The sequence below is a fragment of the Ruegeria sp. D4 genome (assembly GCF_056534475.1).
Window position 1 is genome coordinate 80,390 of the sequence record NZ_JBQFPJ010000011.1, and the last position, 18,950, is coordinate 99,339.

Sequence of the window (18,950 nt, forward strand, 5' to 3'; positions counted from 1 at the left end):
GGGGCTTTTCATTCAGAAGCCAAGGACGACCCTATGCCCCTGTCCCATGATGAGATCACCCGGTTTCTGAAATCCGTTCACCCCTATGACGCCCTGCCCTCGGATACGCTGGACGCCGTTGCCCGGCAGATCGAGGTTCACGAGGTCGAAGCGAATAGCCCGGTTTACGCGTTGGGCGGCCCCCTGCCTGGTGTTTTCGTAATCTACGAAGGACAGGTCGAAATCACAGATGAAAACGGAGCGGTCGTATCCCACCTTGGTCTACGCAACTCCTTTGGCGAGCGGGGGCTACTGAAAGACGGCAAGGCAGCAACGCATGCGCGCGCGGACACGCCGTCTGTTCTGATTCTGCTGCCGCCCGCTCTGGTGCGCCAACTGATCGACGATCATGATGTGGTCTCGAGATTCTTCAACCGAACCCGGGGCAACCGCTCCACTCCGCAAAGTCTGGCAACCACCGCTATTGACGTGTTGATGGCACGCGATCCTGCGACTTGCCCACCTTCCACCCCGGTTCAGAAGGCGGCGCAGTTGATGCGAGAAAGGCATATCTCGTCGCTTTGCGTAACCGAAGGCGGGACCCTTCTGGGCATTGCTACGCTGAGGGACATCGCAAGCAAGTTCGTGGCAGACGGAATGTCCGCAACAACGCCGGTATCGTCGATCATGACAGTAAATCCGGTCACACTTTCGCCCTCGGATATCGGCTCGGACGTTCTGCATGTGATGATGGAGCGCGGCATCGGCCACATTCCCATTTCTGAAGGCGGACGTCTTGTCGGCATCGTCACGCAAACGGACCTGACCCACTATCAGGCCGTCAATTCCGCCGAACTCGTGCGTCGGATCGCCCGCGCCCAATCCGCCGAGGAGATGGCGCTGGTGACGGCCGAAATCCCTCAGCTGCTGGTGCAGTTGGTTGCCGGAGGGAACCGGCATGAGATCGTGACTCGTCTGATCACCGACATTGCCGATACTGCCACCCGGCGCTTGCTGGTATTGGCCGAAGGCAAACTTGGGCCGCCACCCGTTCCCTATCTGTGGCTGGCGTGCGGTTCGCAAGGGCGGCAGGAACAGACGGGTGTTTCAGATCAGGACAACTGCCTGATGCTGGACGATAAGGTGACGGACGCCCAGATGCCCTATTTTGCTGATCTGGCCAAATTTGTTTCGGACGGGCTGGACACCTGCGGGTATTTCTATTGCCCCGGCGACATGATGGCCACCAATCCGCGCTGGTGTCAGCCGGTCCGCGTCTGGCGCGACTATTTCAAGGGCTGGATCGCCAAACCCAACCCCGAGGCACAGATGTTGGCCTCGGTTATGTTCGACCTGCGCCCCATCGGCGGCGCGTTCGAGCTGTTCTCGGATCTTCAGGCAGGCACGCTTGGCGCGGCCAGTGCAAATTCAATCTTTGTCGCCCACATGATTTCCAACTCGCTCAAGCACACGCCGCCATTGGGCTTGCTCCGCGGCTTTGCGACGATCCGTTCGGGCGAGCATCGAAACACGCTGGATCTGAAACACAACGGAGTCGTGCCTGTGGTGGATCTGGCCCGGATTTACAGTCTGCAGGGGCAATTCACCGAAGCCAACACACGTGCACGCCTGAAAGCCGCCGAGGCCGGCGGCGTGCTGAGCCCAGCTGGCGCGCGGGATCTACTGGACGCCTACGATCTGATTGCCGAAACCCGGCTGGAACATCAGGTTCGGCAGATCAAGGCTGCGAAAGATCCCGACAATTACCTGCCCCCGTCGGATTTGTCCGACTTTGAGCGAAGTCATCTGCGCGATGCCTTTGTCGTGGTAAAAACGATGCAGTCGGCGGTAGGCCACGGCAAGGGCATGTTGGGTTAAGTGTAGCTTGACGAGTACGATGGGATCGCTTTCGGCGACCGTATTTGGAACAAGAAGAAGAGGCGAGACGCGCCTGAGTCAGAAAGGTTGGCCATGTTTCTTGAATTGATCGGTACGGTTTTTGCAGGTTTTGCTTTTGCAGGCATCGCAATGCTGTTGAACAAGCTTTCCGGTGGCCGTCTGCCCCGCTGGACCGCGCCGGTTGCCGCCGGTGCCGGGATGATCGGAGTGACCATCGCCAGCGAATATTCGTGGTATGGGCGCCAGCTTGAAACCTTGCCTGAAGGAATGGAGATCGTGCAGGAGGTCGAAAGCCGCGCCTTCTATCGACCTTGGACCTATGCCGTGCCCTTCGTGGATCGTTTTGCCGCGATCGATACCGTATCGGTACGCACCAACGCGCAGGTTCCCGAGCAACGCCTGGTGGATTTATACTTCTTCGGTCGCTGGGCCCCGGTTTCGAAACTGCCCGTTGCAGTCAATTGCGCCGAAAACAGCCGCGCTAACCTGGCAGATGGTGCAGAATTCGCCGATGACGGACGGCTGCTGAATGCCACCTGGATCGCGGCGGGTTCCGGAGACCCGGTCATAGAAGCCACCTGCGAGGTCTGATCATGCTGACCCGGCTGAGCCTGCGCCTGAGAGTATTCCTGTTCTTCTGTCTGCTGGCACTTGGCGGATTGACCGTCTGCATTGCAGCCCTGTGGGTCGGATACGCACGAACGGGCAACCCGGACCTGGCCAATGCGTTTGTTTTTGCCGGTATTCTTATCGCCTTTGGCCTTTTGGCGCTAAGTGTCGGAGTCTGGCTGTTGTTTGACGACAATGTCGCGAAACCGATCGAGCGCTTGTCGGCTGAACTGCGCGCCCGTGCGCATGCCGGTGTTAGCAGCGACCTTGACCTTCAGGCCGCTCGGTATTTGGGGGATCTGGCCCCGGCAGCGGCAGGGCTTGCGGATCGGCTCACTGACAAGACCCTTGATATCGCCGAAGCCGTCGCTGCGGAAACTGCTCATCTCGCGGCTGAAAAGCGGAAGCTTACGGCGCTGTTGACGGAAATTCCGGTGGCAATGCTGCTGGCTGGTCCGACCCATAAAATCGTTCTCTACGACGCGCAGGCCGCCGAGGTTTTGGCCCAGATTTCCCATCCTAGGCTGAACGCCTCTCTTTTCGAGTATCTGCAGCCGAACCCGCTGACAGCGGCGTATGAGAAGATGTGCAAAACCGGGCTCGAGGTCGCATGTACGCTGATCAGCATTGATGGCAACCAAAGCTATGCCGCGCGTATGAAACCCCTGGGCCATGCGCCCGGCTATATGCTGATCTTCGATGACAGCGCCGCCAATATCCCGCCCGAGGCCGCCCGCCCGCTGGTTTACAATTTCGATCTGCTGGACGGAGCCACCGATGTAGAATTCGAACATCGCGCCCTGACCGACCTGTGTTTCGTGGTGTTCGATACCGAGACCACGGGCCTGCTGCCGCACAAGGATGAAGTTGTGCAGATCGGCGCAGTCCGGGTGGTCAAGGGCCGGATCGTCGAAGGTGAGCATCTGGATTTGCTGGTCAACCCCGGAATTCCGATCCCTCCGGCTTCGACCAAGGTGCACAAGGTCAGCGACCACATGGTCCAGGGGGCTCCGGACATTGCCCAGGCTGGGCGTGTTTTTCATCAGTTCGCTCATGATGCGGTCATTGTGGCCCACAACGCCCCGTTCGATATGGCGTTTATGCGCCGGCATGAGAAACGCATGGGTGTGGAATGGAACCACCTGATTTTGGACACGGTCCTGCTGTCGGCAGTGCTGTTCGGTGCCAGCGACACACACACTCTGGATGCACTATGCGAGCGACTGGACATCACAATCCCGGAGGCGCTGCGCCATACGGCATTGGGCGATGCCGTCGCGACGGCCGAGGCTCTGGTCAAGATGCTGCCCATGCTTCGGGCACGCGGGATGGTGACATTTGGCGATGTTCTGGTCGAAACACGCAAACATGGGCGATTGCTGGAAGATCTGAACTGACGCGTAAATATTCACGCCATTTTCACCTTTCCATGGACAAACCCGACCGCTCATGGCACCTGATGCGCGTCTAAAACACGAGCGCGCAATGACGGATAGAACCTTCACCCCCGGCCCGGATCACAGCAACGCCTTTCGCCAGGCGTTGGGCTGTTTCGGCACAGGTGTGACGGTCATCACGACCAACACGGCCGCCGGACCGCGCGCCATTACCGTGAATTCCTTTTCCTCGGTGTCGCTGGATCCCCCGCTGGTTCTGTGGTGCCTTGCCAAGGATTCCAACCGCTTTGACGCCTTCAGCGCATGCACGGACTATTCGATCCACGTCATGGCGCAGGAGCAGCAGGATCAGGCATTGAAGTTTGCCCGAAACGGCTTTGATTTCTCGCATGCAGACTGGCGCGCGGATCATGCCGGTCGCCCTCAACTGGACGGCTGCCTGGCGCGGTTCGATTGCCATCTGCACGACCGGCACGAAGCGGGCGATCACCTGATCTTGGTGGGCCGCGTCGAAACCGCGATGTACCGGACCGGTCAGGGCCTGATTTTCAAACGCGGTCAGTTCGGTGGTTTTGTCGATACGATCTGAACGCTATTCGTCCAGTGACCCATGGACGGCAAGCGCCTCAAGTTCAGCATCTTGGGGAACGATGACGCGAAACGCTTCATGAACACCTGAATCGGTCAACTCGCGAGCAACGGTCAGCAGCGTGTTGGGCGCGTGTTCTTCACACAGGCCGGACATATGGTCAATTTCGGCCTGTGCAACGCCCAGGGCTGCATCGATTGACGGGGCTCCGTAGAAACGGACGAAATGATCCGCGAGGCTCTGCGCGATCTGGTCAAGTTCGGATGGTTCGACCTTGGTAACGGCGACGAATGTCACCCGTCCGAATGTCTCAAGCCCCAGCCAGCCGTTGGCAAAGGCCTGCCGCGCCTTGCCTGCCAGATCAGCCGACCCCCAGTTCGAAAACTCGAACCCGCCCGAAATACACCATTCACCGGTGCGCGCAGGCGACTGAAAGACATTCATGTCACTTTCGTCAAAGTGAATGGCACGGGCCAATTTCATCAGGATGCCTCCAGTAATTCAGTCAGTGGGCGCAGTTGGGTGTCCGAACCCTTGCGGATCAGCATACCGAACCTTTCATCCGTGCCAAGGAAGACGCCCTGTTCTTCAATCGGCTCACCCACGCCGCGCAGAAGTCCCATCCATTCTGCGTGCAACGGGCCGTTGCCGTCCTCTTGCCAGCGATTGAGCCATGTCAGCATGTGACGCGACCAGCTTTCGACCAACTGCACCGGGCCGACTTCGGCACAGCCTTCGTCATACAGCGCGGTGACATCAGGATTTTCCCCGGGTGCATCGCTTGTCTGCAACAAGGCCAGTTCCCACCCGATGACCAACCAGTCAGGGATTTCTTCCAAACTAGTGGCGGAAGCAGCGGCCCGAAACTGCCCACACCGAGCACCGTTCACGCAGACCAAACCGTCCCAGCCCAGATGTACGGCAACCTCGGGCGGGGCCAGCGCGCCCAAAGCGTTCTGAAAACCCACCGCGCACAACGGAAGCATTGCCATTGCGTCCTGCAGCGGCACCTCGGGCGCGAAGACAATCGCAACCCGCAGACGGTCTGCCTGAATATTGTAAACGACCGCGCCCGCGTCACAGCCCAGCGCAGCCATGGCCTGCGCGCGGTCAAACGGGTCTTCCCCGCCCTGAACCGGATGTCCGGTCAGCAATGGGGGGAAGACCGGCTCGATCATGCCTGGCCCTTGGCGATCATGTCGCGGGCGATCTTGCGGAACGCCTCGGCCTGCGGACTGTCTGGCTTGCTGACCACGATCGGCGCACCGGCATCGGCTGCGACGCGAATGTCCAAATGCAGCGGAATTTCCCCCAGCAGCGGAACGCCCAGCGCAGCGGCTTCGGAGGCCACTCCGCCGTGTCCGAATACATGCTCCTCATGTCCGCAATTCGAACAGATATGGGTCGACATGTTCTCGATCATCCCCACGATGGGCGTTTTGAGCTGATTGAACATGTCGATGCCTTTGCGGGCGTCGATCAGCGCCACATCCTGCGGAGTTGACACGACGATGGCGCCATCCACCCGGAATTTCTGGCTCAGCGTCAGTTGCACGTCGCCGGTGCCGGGCGGCAGATCGACGATCAGCACATCCAGTGCACCCCATTGCACCTGGTTCATCATCTGCTGCAGCGCACCCATCAGCATTGGGCCACGCCATACAACCGCCTGCCCTTCGTTGGTCATCAGGCCCATCGACATCATGGTGACACCGTGATTGCGCAACGGCAGGATCGTTTTTCCGTCAGGGCTTGCCGGTCGTCCGGAAACCCCCAGCATACGCGGCTGCGATGGCCCGTAAACATCCGCATCCAACAGTCCAACACGGCGACCTTCGGCGGCCAGTGCGCAGGCCAGATTGGCGGAAACAGTCGATTTACCGACCCCGCCCTTGCCAGATGCCACTGCGATGATCCGGTCAACACCCGCAACCGGCTGTGGCCCCGTTTGCGAAGGCTTGGGTTTCGGCTTCAGATCCGGCGGCGCCTTTTCGGAATGCGCGGTCATCATCGCGGATACCTTTTCAACGCCCTCGACCATTTTCGCGGCCTGTTCGGCGGCGGCACGCACCGGCTCCATCCGCTCGGCCTGTTTCGGGTCGATCTCCAGCACGAAACGAACGGTTTCACCTTCGACATTCAGGGCGCGCACCACACCTGCACTGACGATGTCCTGACCCGAAACCGGGTCGGTGATCTTTTTCAGATTCGCCAGAACCGCGTCACGAACACTCATGCATCTGTTTCCTTGTTCCGCCCCATAGTGTGGGTATCGCCTGTCATTGCATGTGTCTCCGTCTTTTTCAGTTTATTTGACGCTATCCGCCTATCGCCGCTAGGCTTGGGGAATGCGTGCCATCCTTTTGTGCCTGAGCCTGTCGCTGTCTGCCACCCCTTCGTTATCGCAGGAGGCGCTTGGGCTTGCGGCTCCGGATCAGGTGAGGGACTCGGGTCTACTGCAACATATTCTTCCGCGCTTTTCCCTCAAGACCGGAATCCGGGTTATCGCCGATGAAAACGGGATAATGTCTGTGGCGGCCTCCCCGCCGGGTAAGCCCGTCTTTGCCCGGGATGGCGTCACCTACCATCTTCGTATTCAGGATGACCCCCGCCAGGTCCGGTTTGAGGACTGGATGCTGTCGGACATTGGAAAGCGCACGATCGAAAGCTTTGTGCCGGATCAGGGCCCTCCTTTCGATACGCAGTTTGACACCGTTGAAACTGCAGAAGAAACGGCAACGAACGCGAACACTGAGATCGGGCGCGAGCTGTCGTTTACCCATTGCGGAAGGTGTCATGTTATTGGTCCGCGCAACCGCATGAACGGTCTGGGCTCGACCCCTTCCTTTGCGGTTCTGCGCGCCATGCCCGACTGGTCGGAGCGGTTCGAAGCCTTCTTTGCGCTGAACCCGCACCCTTCGTTCACGCAAATCGCGGGGCTGACACCGCCGTTCGATCCGACCCGGCCCTCGCCTATTCACCCGGTCGAAATCACGCTGGAGGACTTGGAGGCCATCCTCGCCTTCGTATCGAACATCCGCGCGGCCGATCTGGGCGCGCCACTGCAGCATCAGTGATCCTTTCGCTTCGAGAAGTAGTCCTCGGTGGTGACAACACGCGGCCTTGGGCTGGATTGAAAAGGATTGTCCTGGTGCTGAAACTGCGCATTTACACGGCAATTGTCGCACATCTGGATCATCCGCGCCTGTTCGGATGAGGCAAACATCGGATGGCTTCCCGACAGTTTGTCCATAATGCGCTCGACCGTGGACTTCACACCGAACAACGCTCCACACTCGACGCAGGCAAAGGGTTCTTCCTCGTTCAACACCTGCTGAGACAGGGCTTTGTCACTCAGGTCCAGCTGCGGGACCAGAGCAATCGCTTTTTCGGGGCAGATCGTCCGACACAGGCCACATTGCAAACACGCGTCCTGCTGGAAATTCAGTTGCGGCATATCCGGGTTGTCGACCAATGCGCCGGACGGGCACAGCGACACGCAGCTCAAACACAGCGTGCAGGCATCCGTATCAACAGCAATGGCCCCATATGGCGCGCCCTGTGGCAAAGTGATCGGCTCATGGGCGCCAGGGTTCAGCGCCTGCGCTGCCAGTCGCGCGACCTGCCGACGATTTCCCAAGGGGAGGACCGGATCGGTCAAAGCCTGCGGGACATGCTGATCGTAAAGACGGTCAGACAGTGCATCCGGGTCAGTTTCATCAATCACACCAAGACACTCGGGATCGGCAATTGCCTGCGCCAGCATCAGTTCCTTGTCCAGCGCGTCCTTTTCGGTCGTTGGCGAAAGCAGGACATCGACTCGTGCAAATCCGTGGGCCAGACCGGCCAGCATTTCCGCATGACCAAAGCCCGAGATCACGCTCAGTTCCAGCGGGATCACATCCGCAGGCAAGCCCCGACCGAACCGGGCAGCAAGCCGGATCATCTCGGCCCCATGGGCATCGTGAACCAGCAAACGCGGAGCGATGCCTCCGGCCCTTCGGTAGGTGCGCGCCAGGACATGCATCCGGGACAGCAAAGCGGCCAGGGGCGGATCCTCGTAGGTGATCGCCGTCGACGGGCAAACCGATGAACATTCGCCGCATCCGGCGCAGATCATCGGATCTATTGCGACGTGTTCTCCGGCCGGAGTAATTGCACCCGTCGGACAAATGTCCAGACAATTCGTGCAAGCCACCTGTTCCGCCCGGGAATGGGCGCAAAGGGTTTCATCGAGACGAACATAGAGCGGCTTTTCGAACGTTCCAACCAATTGCGCCGCATCAAACGCCACCCTTTCGACGGCCAGCGCATCGCGCGGATCGGTGCGCAGGTAGCCTTCGCGCTTGGCCGGGGCCTGAACAAATGGGGTGCCGCCGGTCAGGTCGATCACAATGTCGCAGACCGATCGCGCGCCATCCTTTGCGTCGGTCCAACCGAACGCGCCCCGCCCGCCGGGTTTCAACTGCCTCAACCTGTCCAGCTTCAGCGAGAACGCACCAAGCGCCCCATTCAGCGTGCGCAGTTCCCCATGCACGACGTCAAACGATCTGGAGACCGGTACAGCGTCATCCGTGGCCAAAACCGTGATCGCCAAAGTATCTGACAAGCGCCCGGCCAGCGCAAAAGCGGCCTCGCCCGGCCCAATGATAAAGCAGGTCCCTTCGCTAACGACATCGACGCTGGGAGTGATCGGTTGCGGCAGCAGTGCTTCGGCGGCCAGCGCAGCCATCTTGGGTGCCGCATCCTGCCCCTGTTCGGACCAACCTGCGCGGTCGCGCAGATCGACAAAGCCGGGCGTTTCAACACCCAGATCGTCGGCAAGGTCACGAAACACGTCCTGCTCCTGCCCGCAGGCTATGATTGTCGTATCCTCGCCTTTCAGCGCAGCGGCGGCGGCTTCCAGTTCCCGCGTGCACAGCGCGCTGTGAATTTTGGAACACGCCACGTCGCAGGCCGAGGCCACCTTGTCCGCATCCAGCGATTGGGTTCCTGCGCAATCGCAAAGCAGCATCTTTATGGCCATATCCATCCCCATCGCTTTCCCCACCCTCAGCACATTAAGCCGTATGCGCAGTGAGGCAATGTCCACGGCACCAAAGAAGGGTTTATTCGCCGGATCGACCCCGCATAACCCTCGCCCGGGCACCAAAATTCATTACCAATTGGTTAAAAAATAAACTTGTGGTGATCAATTGTCATGTTTCGCTCTAATAAGATGCTTGGCGAAAAGCCGTATTGTGTACCATAGTGGACACCAAGGAAGGCAGGGGAGAGCCTTTCGGGGAGGATTAGGTGGCCAGGGCCGCAAATCAGATCGAAATGCCGGTTGGCGTTGTTGTGCGCAAAACACCGGGTGTGACCCGTTGGGCGCGGTGGAGCTGGCGTGCAGTGGCGGCTTTGCCCGGAGCAGGACCTGCAGATTGGAAGGAATTGCGCCGCGAGGGGGAAGCCGTGGAGTACCACGCAGCCACCCTTCCGCTGACACTCTGGGCAGACGAAACCGAAGCCTACATGGTGAACCTCGCTGACATTCAGCCGTCCGTCTATCTGGTCTTGCGGGACGAGCTTGACGGAGATCATCCGTTGAATGCGGTTCTAATCACGGCTTCTCCTTTTGAAGGTCAGGACTATGCAGATACCGGAGAAGAGATCGTCGAAAAAATCCCCATGAGCGAAGGTCTGATTGCGTGGGTGCGCGACTTTACCCTGCAACATCACCGGGATGAGGTGTTCGTCAAACGCCGCCGTGACAAGAAACGGACCGATCTGGTGGAAGATGGAAAAGGGGATGCGCGCATTCGGCAGGCCTCGGACGTGTATCGCGCGCCGCGGAGGATCGTGCAATGACGGAAGTGCGCGATTTCTGGTCCCGCCGCAAGGCTGCCGTTCAGGCGGAAGCCGAGGCTGAACGCACCTCCTCCGAAGCGCAGAAAGTGGCAGAACAGCAGGCAGAGCTGGAAGAGAAGTCAGATGCGGAGATTCTTGCCGCATTCGATCTGCCGGACCCGGATGATCTGAAACCCGGTGACGACATTTCAGGGTTCATGGCCCAGGCCGTCCCCGACCGCCTCCGCCGACGTGCATTGCGACGCCTGTGGCGATTGAATCCGGTTCTGGCCAATGTGGACGGGCTGGTCGACTACGGTGAGGACTATACGGACGCCGCATGCGTCATCGAGAACATTCAGACGGCCTATCAGGTCGGCAAAGGTATGCTGGCCCATGTCGAGGCGCTGGCCGCCGAAGATGATGAAGAAGAACGTCCACCCGAAGGCGAGGACGAGGTGATCACCGAAGTCCGGGACGAACCGGCACTCGTTGAGGACACGCGACCGGAACCTGTACAGGTCGCAGAAAGCGATACGCCTGACGATACCGAACTAACCCCTGCCCCGCGCCGTATGAAGTTTGAATTCGAAGGATAACCCAATGACCGCAAGCAACGCGCAAAACCTGGATGTCTCGGCCGAAGACCGACTGCGCGCGGATTTCTACAACTTCCTTGGTTTGCTGTTGGCGGGCCCGCCGGATCAGTTGCTGCTGGATCAGATGGCCGGATTGGGTGGCGACGACACTGAACTGGGCAAGGCCATTCAGGCCATGGCAAGGGTTGCCAAAGTCACCAAACGTGCAGCGGCGGAACGGGAGTTCAATGCGCTGTTCATAGGGCTGGGTCGGGGCGAGTTGCTGCCTTATGCCAGCTTCTATCTGACAGGTTTCCTGAACGAGAAACCACTGGCCCATTTGCGCAACGACATGGCAGCGCGTGGGATTACCCGGGCGCAAAACGTGTTTGAACCCGAAGACAACATCGCGTCGCTGATGGAGATGATGGCGGGCATGATCGTCGGGCGCTTTGGCGCGCCTGCCACGCTGGAGGACCAGAAGGTGTTCTGGAACAAGCACATCGGCCCATGGGCCATGCATTTCTATTCGGATCTCGAAGCCGCCGAAGCTTCGGTTCTCTATGCCTCGGTCGGGACAGCCGGTCGGGTTTTCATGGAGATCGAGCGGGAGGCTTTCCGGATGACGGCAGCGTAACTTGCTGCCATTCGCCAGCGCCCTAAACGGCGCTAAATCGCAATTGGGAAGGAGGAGCCCATGAGCAAGACCAAGGAAGACGGCGCCACACGCCGCGATTTCCTGAAACTGGCTGGAACCGCAGCACCCGCTGCCGTTGCCGCCGCCAGCCTGACCGGGAAAGCCGAGGCAGCCGAGCTGCCGACGGACGAGACCCGGATTCAGAACACAGCGCATACACGCGCATACTTGAAAAGCGCGCGCTTCTGAGCCGCGACGACAGCGCCCGGGTCTGATCCGGACGACGTCACACCCGACTGACGGTTGCGATTGGCCCTGACGTCGGCTTCAGCAGTACCAAGCCAGCCATGGCTCACATGGCCAGCAAGGGAGGAAAACAATGCTTAGGAAAAAGACCAACGGGGTTGCGAGACGCCCCCAGCGGACAAGTATCCTGTCCCAGGTCGGCGAAAAAACCGTCGATCGCCGCGCATTCCTGCGTGGCTCGGGCCTGACGATCGGCGGCCTTGCCGCGATCAGCGCCACGGGTGGAACCGTGACGCCAGCCAGCGCCCAGACAGCGGCAAACCAGGCCGTTGAGAATATCAAATCCGTATGCACACACTGTTCGGTCGGCTGTACAGTCGTCGCCGAAGTGCAGAACGGTGTCTGGATCGGGCAAGAACCCGGTTGGGACAGCCCGTTCAACTTGGGTGCGCACTGCGCCAAGGGGGCCTCGGTCCGCGAGCATGCCCATGGCGAACGCCGCCTCAAATATCCGATGAAAAAGGAAGGCGGCGAGTGGAAGCGCATCAGCTGGGAAGAGGCGATCAACGAGATCGGCGACGGCATGATGAGCATCCGCGAAGAATCCGGACCGGACAGCGTGTACTGGCTGGGGTCCGCGAAGCATAACAACGAACAGGCCTATCTGTTCCGCAAGTTCGCCGCCTACTGGGGCACGAACAACGTGGACCATCAGGCCCGTATCTGCCACTCAACCACTGTTGCGGGTGTTGCGAATACATGGGGCTACGGCGCCATGACCAATTCGTATAACGACATCCATAATTCCCGGGCCATCTTCATCATCGGCGGCAACCCGGCCGAGGCGCACCCCGTCTCGCTGCTGCACGTTCTGCGCGCGAAAGAGCAGAACAACGCGCCGCTGATTGTCTGCGACCCGCGCTTTACGCGCACCGCGGCGCATGCGGATGAATATGTCCGCTTCCGCCCCGGCACAGACGTTGCGCTGATCTGGGGCATCCTGTGGCACATCTTCGACAACGGCTGGGAGGACAAAGAGTTCATCCGCACCCGTGTCTGGGGCATGGACCAGATCCGTGAAGAGGTTGCCAAGTGGAGCCCGGATGAGGTCGAGCGCGTCACCGGTACTCCGGGCTCGCAGTTGAAGCGCGTTGCGCGCACCATGGCCAACAACCGTCCCGGCACCGTGATCTGGTGCATGGGCGGTACGCAGCACACCAACGGCAACAACAACACACGCGCATACTGCGTGTTGCAGCTTGCCTTGGGCAACATGGGCACCTCGGGTGGTGGGACCAACATCTTCCGCGGCCATGACAACGTGCAGGGCGCGACGGACCTGGGCGTTCTGTCACACACCCTGCCCGGCTACTATGGCCTTTCGGCAGGTGCCTGGGGCCATTGGGCCCGTGTCTGGGGTGAAGAACCGGAATGGCTGGCTGGTCAGTTCGCCACGATCAAGGACAAGGAAGGCAAGGACAAACCACTTCAGAACGAACGTGGCATCCCGGTCTCCCGCTGGATCGACGGTGTCCTGGAAGACCCGGCGAACATGGATCAGGACAACAACGTCCGTGCCATGGTTCTGTGGGGTCACGCTCCTAACTCGCAAACGCGAGGGCCGGAGATGAAAACGGCGATGGAGAAGCTGGACATGCTGGTCGTGATCGACCCGTATCCCACCGTCTCGGCCGTTCTACATGACCGCACCGATGGGGTCTACCTGTTGCCCGCCTGCACGCAGTTCGAAACCCGTGGCTCGGTCACAGCGTCGAACCGTTCGCTGCAGTGGCGCGACAAGGTGGTTGATCCGCTGTTCGAAAGCCTTCCGGACGAGGTCATCATGGCCAAGTTCGCCAACAAGTTCGGCTGGGCGGATCGGTTCTTCCGCAATATCGAGATGGAAGACCCCGAAACCCCGAATGTTGAAAGCATCACGCGTGAGTTCAACTCGGGCCTCTGGACCATCGGCTACACCGGTCAGTCGCCGGAACGTCTGAAAAGCCATATGGCCAACCAGCACACGTTCGACAGAACCACGCTGCAGGCCATTGGTGGCCCCAACGACGGCGAATATTATGGTCTGCCCTGGCCCTGCTGGGGAACGCCGGAAATGGGTCATACGGGGACACCGAACCTGTATGATATGTCCAAACCGGTGGCCGAAGGCGGCCTGACCTTCCGTGCCCGTTTTGGCGTGGAACGTGATGGCGACAACCTGCTGGCTGAAGGGGTCTATAGCGTTGGATCGGAAATTCAGGATGGTTATCCCGAATTCACGATGCAGATGCTGATGGACCTCGGCTGGGATGGCGATCTGACGGCCGAGGAACGCGCGGCCATCGACGCCGTTGCGGGGCCAGAGACCAACTGGAAAACCGACCTGTCCGGCGGTATCCAGCGGGTCGCGATCGCTCATGGCTGTGCGCCCTTCGGGAACGCCAAGGCCCGCGCAGTCGTCTGGACCTTCCCGGATCCGATCCCACTGCATCGCGAACCGCTCTATACGAACCGGCGCGATCTGGTGGAGGACTATCCGACCTACGAGGACCGGCATGCCTATCGCCTGCCCACCCTTTATGCTTCGATCCAGAAGAACGACTTTTCAAAGGATTACCCGATAATCCTGACGTCAGGTCGTCTTGTCGAATATGAAGGCGGCGGTGATGAGACGCGGTCGAACCCGTGGCTGGCTGAACTGCAGCAGGACATGTTCGTCGAGATCAATCCGCGCGATGCCAACAACCTTGGTATTCGTGACGGGTCGCAGGTCTGGGTCGAAGGTCCCGAAGGTGGCAAGGTCAAGGTAATGGCGATGCTGACCAACAGGGTCGGTGCCGGCGTGGCCTTCATGCCGTTCCACTTCGGCGGCCATTTCCAGGGCGAAGACCTCAGGGCGAAATACCCTGCTGGTGCCGATCCCTATGTCTTGGGTGAAAGTTCCAACACCGCCCAGACCTATGGCTATGATTCAGTGACCCAGATGCAGGAGACCAAGTGTACTCTCTGCAAGATCTGGGCAGCGTAAGGAGGACGATAATGGCTAGAGCAAAGTTTCTCTGCGACGCTGAACGCTGCATCGAGTGCAACGCCTGCGTGACCGCGTGCAAGAACGAACACGAGGTGCCGTGGGGCATCAACCGCCGAAGGGTGGTGACGATCAATGACGGTAATCCGGGTGAACGCTCGATCTCGGTTGCCTGCATGCATTGTTCGGATGCACCGTGTATGGCGGTGTGCCCGGTCGACTGCTTCTATCAGAACGAGGAAGGCGTCGTCTTGCACTCCAAGGACCTGTGCATCGGCTGCGGCTATTGCTTCTACGCGTGCCCGTTCGGCGCGCCGCAATACCCGCAGGCTGGCAACTTCGGATCGCGCGGCAAGATGGACAAATGTACCTTCTGCGCCGGCGGTCCCGAAGAGAACAACTCGACCGCAGAGTTCGCAAAATATGGTCGCAACCGGATCGCCGAGGGCAAACTGCCCATCTGCGCCGAGATGTGTTCCACAAAAGCCCTGCTCGCCGGTGACGGCGATGTGGTCTCAGCCATCTACCGCGAGCGCGTCGTGGCGCGCGGGTTTGGCTCGGGCGCATGGGGCTGGGGCACGGCTTACGACCAGAAAGACGGATAAACCCGTTTTCGTGAACCAAGCAGGCGACCCGCAATTGTGGGTCGCCTGAACAGGGATTTTGACCGAGGTTCAGATGTTCCGCTTACTCACCGTATTGCTGCTGACATTTTCGGTGGCCCAGACCGCCATCGCCCAATCAAGTGAAGCCGATGCCCCCGCCCCTGCTGACAGGTCGGCGACCGGGGGGGCTTCGACACTTGAAGATATCCTGGCGCGTCAGCGCGGCGAAAAGGTGGACGACAGCTATCGCTCGGACAACACCGGGCAAAGCAACGCCGAAGGCCTGCTGGGCCAGTTGGGTACACGCGGGGTTGCCTCGGACAGCGATGTTTATCGCGCTTTGCGCTATGGGTCAGCGGACGTGACGGTGTCGTCCAAAGGTCCAGCAGCCGGGGTGCTGATTCAGGACGGCGGCATGTGGTGGCTGAACTTCCGCACCGGTCCGCTGCGCGAATATGGCAGCTACATCATCGGCGGAATGCTTGTTGTCCTTCTGCTATTCTTCCTGATCCGTGGAAAGATCAGGATCGACGGCGAAAAGACCGGCCGCACGGTCACCCGCTTTGGTGGCTTTGAAAGGTTTGGCCATTGGCTGTTTGCCGGGTCGTTCCTGATCCTTGGCGTTACGGGTCTGCTGACTCTATATGGCCGCGACTTCCTGATCCCGCTTGTCGGCAAGGAAGGGTTTGCAACGATTGCTCAGGGGTGCAAATGGCTGCACAACAACCTCGCATGGGCTTTCATGTTGGGCCTGATCATCGTCACGGTGAACTGGATCGCCCACAATATCCCCAACCGGACCGACCTGAAATGGCTCGCTGCCGGAGGAGGTCTGTTTACCAAAGGAAGTCACCCGCCCGCCTGGAAGTTCAACGCGGGCCAAAAAATCATCTTCTGGGCCTGTATCCTGCTTGGCGTCTCGATCAGCTTGTCCGGTCTGTCGCTTCTGTTCCCCTTTGAACTGCCGATGTTCGCAAAGACCTTCTCGGTCGCCAACGCGACCGGGCTTCCGCAAATGCTGGGCCTGACCCTGCCCGAGCAGATGTCCCCGCAGGAAGAGATGCAGTATGCCCAAGTCTGGCACGTGATGGTCGCGTATGTGTTCATCGCCATCATCATCGCCCATATCTACTTGGGCTCGGTCGGGATGGAAGGCGCATTTGACGCTATGGGCACGGGCGAGGTCGAGGAACAATGGGCGCGCGAGCATCATTCGCTGTGGCTGGAAGACGTCCAGGAAAAAGAGGCTGGCAAGGCAGCGGCCTCGCCCGCGGAATAGATGCGCAAGCTGGTCATAGCACTGGCCCTGATCCCCTTCCCGGCTTTGGCCGAGTTTTTCACGCTCAAGGGTCACGGCGGGCCGATCATGGGGATCGCCGCTGCGCCGGACGGACGGATTGCGACTGCCAGTTTCGACAACTCGGTCGGGCTGTGGTCGGACCGCAAGCCGGAATGGCTTGAAGGGCACGAGGCCGCCGTCAATTCCGTCGCCTTCAACGGCCGTGCTGTCTATTCCGCCGGAGACGATTTCACGCTGCGTCGCTGGCCGGACGGAGAGATCGTTGGCCAACACAAAGGCAAGATCGTTGGGCTTGCCGCCTCGAAGACGCATGTGGCCACGGCCAGTTGGGACGGAACCATCGGGATTTGGCCAGAAGATGGTTCGGCCTCGCTGACACTTCAGGCGGGCAGCGGCGTGAATGCCGTCACCTTTTCGCCGGATGGGGCCACGTTATACTCGGCAGGCATGGACGGTACATTGCGCGTTTGGGACGTTGCCAGTGGACAGGAAACTGACCGGATGGTCGAACACGGGTTCGGTATTAACGAACTGGTTCTGAACTCCACTGACAACTGGATCGCCTATGGCGCCGTGGACGGTGTGACGCGCATCCTGGACCTGACAACCGACGAAGAACGCGACTTTACGCTCGACCGCCGTCCAATCCTTGCCCTGGCGCTTAGCCCCGATCGCAAACTTTTGGCGGTCGGCGACGGCGAAGGCTACATCATGGTGATCGACACGGTCGAATGGCGCATCGCGCAGGATTTCCGTGCAACCTTGCGCGGGCCGGTTTGGGCATTGGCCTTCTCGTCGGACGGTCAGAACCTCCATGCCGGCGGCATTGACGAGGCGATGTACAGCTGGCCCGTCGCCGCCCTTGGGGATCAGGAACAAATGGCGGCAGCCGAACCCAGCTTCCTTAAAAACCCCGATGAGATGAGCAATGGCGAACGCCAGTTTGCCCGAAAATGCTCGATCTGCCACAGCTTGACCCCCGACAGTGAACGACGGGCCGGACCGACTTTGCACGGCGTTTTTGGCCGGCAGGCGGGCACCCTGCCCGGATATTTCTACTCGGACACGCTGCAAGACTCTGATATCGTTTGGAATGAGGACACAATTAATGCCTTGTTCGATCAGGGTCCGGACCATTACATTCCGGGATCGAAGATGCCGATGCAGCGGATCGCCGGGTCACAGGACAGAGTGGATCTGATCGACTTTCTGCGCCACGCCACCGCACCGGAAAACTGAGCCGGAGGGAACCATGAAAGCCTTTCTTGCCGCCGTTGCGGCGATGGTCGTTATCACTGTCAGCGCGCCTTATGCTCTGAAACAGGCCGGGTTCAGTGCTGCGGACGCAGGGTCTGGTTCCGCGGTGCGCCTCGACTGAATGTCCCACTACCTTACCACAAAAGAACTGGCCGACCTGCTGCGCATTGGTGAGCGGAAGGCCTATGATCTGGCCTCCTCGGGCGAGGTGCCTTGTGTGCGCGCAATGGGCAAGCTGCTGTTCCCCCGGGCCGAGGTCATCGCCTGGCTGAACGCGTCGCGATCCGGGCCGCAGGTCGCGGAACCGCCCCTTCCGCCGATTGTCGCAGGAAGTCACGATCCCCTACTGGACTGGGCCTTGCGGGAAAGCGGATCGGGGCTGGCAACATATTACGACGGGTCTTTCGACGGCCTGAACCGCCTGAAAGATCGCAGCGCGCAGGCTGCCGTGTTGCATATCCACGAAGAAAACGGGTTCAACACCCAGGCGATGCGCAACACCTTCGGCGAAGCACCGGTTGTCCTTATCGAGATCGCGCAAAGACAGCGCGGGCTGTTGCTGGCCCCAGGCGTGTCGGGCATCAGGGAATTTGGGGACCTGAAAGCGCGGCGGGTCATACTCCGTCAGGATAGTGCGGCAAGCCAACATCTGTTCGACGGTCAACTGTCCACCTGCGGCCTCACTCGGGATGATCTGGACGCGCTGCCATCCTGCGCCCGAACCGAGGAAGAACTGGCTGTGGCCCTGCACGATGCCAAAGCCGAGGTCGGATTCGGATTGGGGGCCTTGGCCGGACTGTATAATCTTGGTTTTGTCCCGACGCATACCGAGAGGCTGGACCTTGCAATCTGGCGACGCGCTTATTTTGACGCTCCCCTGCAGAAGCTGTTGGAATTCCTGCGATCAGAACGATTTGCCACCAGAGCAGCCGAATTCGGTGGATACGATCTGTCCCGTATGGGAACAGTCCATCATAACGGGGCCAGTGGCTGAGCG

19 protein-coding genes are annotated in these 18,950 nt (G+C 59.9%); 15 read left to right on the plus strand and 4 right to left on the minus strand.

Annotated elements, in window-relative coordinates; translation table 11 throughout:
• Positions 1–33 precede the first annotated feature (33 nt).
• The 4 genes from ACR0MI_RS15240 (at position 34) to ACR0MI_RS15255 (ending at position 4,473) form a co-directional block, all read left to right on the plus strand.
• Positions 34–1,857 carry a DUF294 nucleotidyltransferase-like domain-containing protein gene (locus tag ACR0MI_RS15240; protein ID WP_170616214.1) on the plus strand — a complete coding sequence of 608 codons (1,824 nt, stop codon included), beginning with the start codon at positions 34–36 and terminating at the stop codon, positions 1,855–1,857.
• Between the two features lie 93 nt (positions 1,858–1,950).
• Positions 1,951–2,469, plus strand: coding sequence for a hypothetical protein (locus tag ACR0MI_RS15245; RefSeq protein ID WP_170616212.1), 519 nt, complete (start codon positions 1,951–1,953; stop codon positions 2,467–2,469).
• A 2-nt stretch (positions 2,470–2,471) separates the two neighbouring features.
• Positions 2,472–3,884 (plus strand): exonuclease domain-containing protein, encoded by a 1,413-nt coding sequence (locus ACR0MI_RS15250; RefSeq protein ID WP_170616210.1) that lies wholly within the window; start codon positions 2,472–2,474, stop codon positions 3,882–3,884.
• A gap of 88 nt (positions 3,885–3,972) precedes the next feature.
• A complete protein-coding gene (locus tag ACR0MI_RS15255) occupies positions 3,973–4,473 on the plus strand; it encodes a flavin reductase family protein (RefSeq protein ID WP_170616208.1) in 501 nt (166 codons plus the stop codon).
• A gap of 3 nt (positions 4,474–4,476) precedes the next feature.
• Here ACR0MI_RS15255 and ACR0MI_RS15260 read toward each other — a convergent pair whose 3' ends face one another.
• Genes ACR0MI_RS15260 through ACR0MI_RS15270 form a run of 3 tightly spaced genes read right to left on the minus strand, consistent with a single transcriptional unit; the run spans position 4,477 to position 6,709 of the window.
• On the minus strand, positions 4,477–4,956 hold the full coding sequence (locus ACR0MI_RS15260) for a DUF6505 family protein (protein WP_170616206.1): 480 nt from the start codon (positions 4,954–4,956) through the stop codon (positions 4,477–4,479).
• The gene (locus tag ACR0MI_RS15265) at positions 4,956–5,651 is read right to left on the minus strand and encodes a biotin/lipoate--protein ligase family protein (RefSeq protein ID WP_170616204.1); all 696 of its coding nucleotides are present in this window, start codon (positions 5,649–5,651) and stop codon (positions 4,956–4,958) included. The genes ACR0MI_RS15260 and ACR0MI_RS15265 overlap by 1 nt, the downstream gene beginning before the upstream one ends.
• On the minus strand, positions 5,648–6,709 hold the full coding sequence (locus ACR0MI_RS15270; RefSeq protein ID WP_170616202.1) for an Mrp/NBP35 family ATP-binding protein: 1,062 nt from the start codon (positions 6,707–6,709) through the stop codon (positions 5,648–5,650). Before ACR0MI_RS15270 ends, ACR0MI_RS15265 begins: the two co-directional genes overlap by 4 nt.
• Positions 6,710–6,821: 112 nt before the next feature.
• Here ACR0MI_RS15270 and ACR0MI_RS15275 point away from each other — a divergent pair, with 112 nt between their 5' ends.
• Entirely contained in the window at positions 6,822–7,550 is a 729-nt protein-coding gene (locus tag ACR0MI_RS15275; protein WP_170616200.1) for a cytochrome c family protein, read from the plus strand.
• On the opposite strand, the gene ACR0MI_RS15280 is transcribed toward ACR0MI_RS15275, so the two are convergent.
• A complete protein-coding gene (locus tag ACR0MI_RS15280) occupies positions 7,544–9,499 on the minus strand; it encodes a 4Fe-4S binding protein (RefSeq protein ID WP_170616198.1) in 1,956 nt (651 codons plus the stop codon). The two genes, ACR0MI_RS15275 and ACR0MI_RS15280, sit on opposite strands and share 7 nt — an antisense overlap.
• Positions 9,500–9,768: 269 nt before the next feature.
• On the opposite strand from ACR0MI_RS15280, the gene ACR0MI_RS15285 reads away from it, so the two are divergent.
• From ACR0MI_RS15285 to ACR0MI_RS15330, 10 genes are all read left to right on the plus strand, one after another.
• Complete coding sequence (locus ACR0MI_RS15285) at positions 9,769–10,323, plus strand: DUF3305 domain-containing protein (RefSeq protein WP_170616196.1); 555 nt, start codon at positions 9,769–9,771, stop codon at positions 10,321–10,323.
• Positions 10,320–10,901 (plus strand): DUF3306 domain-containing protein, encoded by a 582-nt coding sequence (locus ACR0MI_RS15290; RefSeq protein WP_170817261.1) that lies wholly within the window; start codon positions 10,320–10,322, stop codon positions 10,899–10,901. Before ACR0MI_RS15285 ends, ACR0MI_RS15290 begins: the two co-directional genes overlap by 4 nt.
• Positions 10,902–10,905: 4 nt before the next feature.
• Positions 10,906–11,517 carry a molecular chaperone TorD family protein gene (locus ACR0MI_RS15295; protein ID WP_170616192.1) on the plus strand — a complete coding sequence of 204 codons (612 nt, stop codon included), beginning with the start codon at positions 10,906–10,908 and terminating at the stop codon, positions 11,515–11,517.
• 60 nt (positions 11,518–11,577) lie between these two features.
• Entirely contained in the window at positions 11,578–11,766 is a 189-nt protein-coding gene (locus tag ACR0MI_RS15300; RefSeq protein WP_170616190.1) for a ubiquinol-cytochrome c reductase iron-sulfur subunit N-terminal domain-containing protein, read from the plus strand.
• Between the two features lie 130 nt (positions 11,767–11,896).
• Positions 11,897–14,791 carry a formate dehydrogenase subunit alpha gene (locus ACR0MI_RS15305; RefSeq protein WP_170616188.1) on the plus strand — a complete coding sequence of 965 codons (2,895 nt, stop codon included), beginning with the start codon at positions 11,897–11,899 and terminating at the stop codon, positions 14,789–14,791.
• Between the two features lie 11 nt (positions 14,792–14,802).
• A complete protein-coding gene (fdh3B, locus tag ACR0MI_RS15310; RefSeq protein WP_058273836.1) occupies positions 14,803–15,396 on the plus strand; it encodes a formate dehydrogenase FDH3 subunit beta in 594 nt (197 codons plus the stop codon).
• 73 nt (positions 15,397–15,469) lie between these two features.
• On the plus strand, positions 15,470–16,675 hold the full coding sequence (locus tag ACR0MI_RS15315; protein WP_170616186.1) for a formate dehydrogenase subunit gamma: 1,206 nt from the start codon (positions 15,470–15,472) through the stop codon (positions 16,673–16,675).
• Positions 16,676–17,935 carry a c-type cytochrome gene (locus ACR0MI_RS15320; RefSeq protein WP_170616184.1) on the plus strand — a complete coding sequence of 420 codons (1,260 nt, stop codon included), beginning with the start codon at positions 16,676–16,678 and terminating at the stop codon, positions 17,933–17,935.
• Positions 17,936–17,948: 13 nt separating this feature from the next.
• Positions 17,949–18,074: a hypothetical protein gene (locus ACR0MI_RS15325; protein ID WP_321253456.1), complete on the plus strand. Its 126-nt coding sequence runs from the start codon at positions 17,949–17,951 to the stop codon at positions 18,072–18,074.
• Positions 18,075–18,947 carry a helix-turn-helix transcriptional regulator gene (locus ACR0MI_RS15330; protein WP_170616182.1) on the plus strand — a complete coding sequence of 291 codons (873 nt, stop codon included), beginning with the start codon at positions 18,075–18,077 and terminating at the stop codon, positions 18,945–18,947.
• The last annotated feature ends 3 nt before the right edge of the window (positions 18,948–18,950 follow it).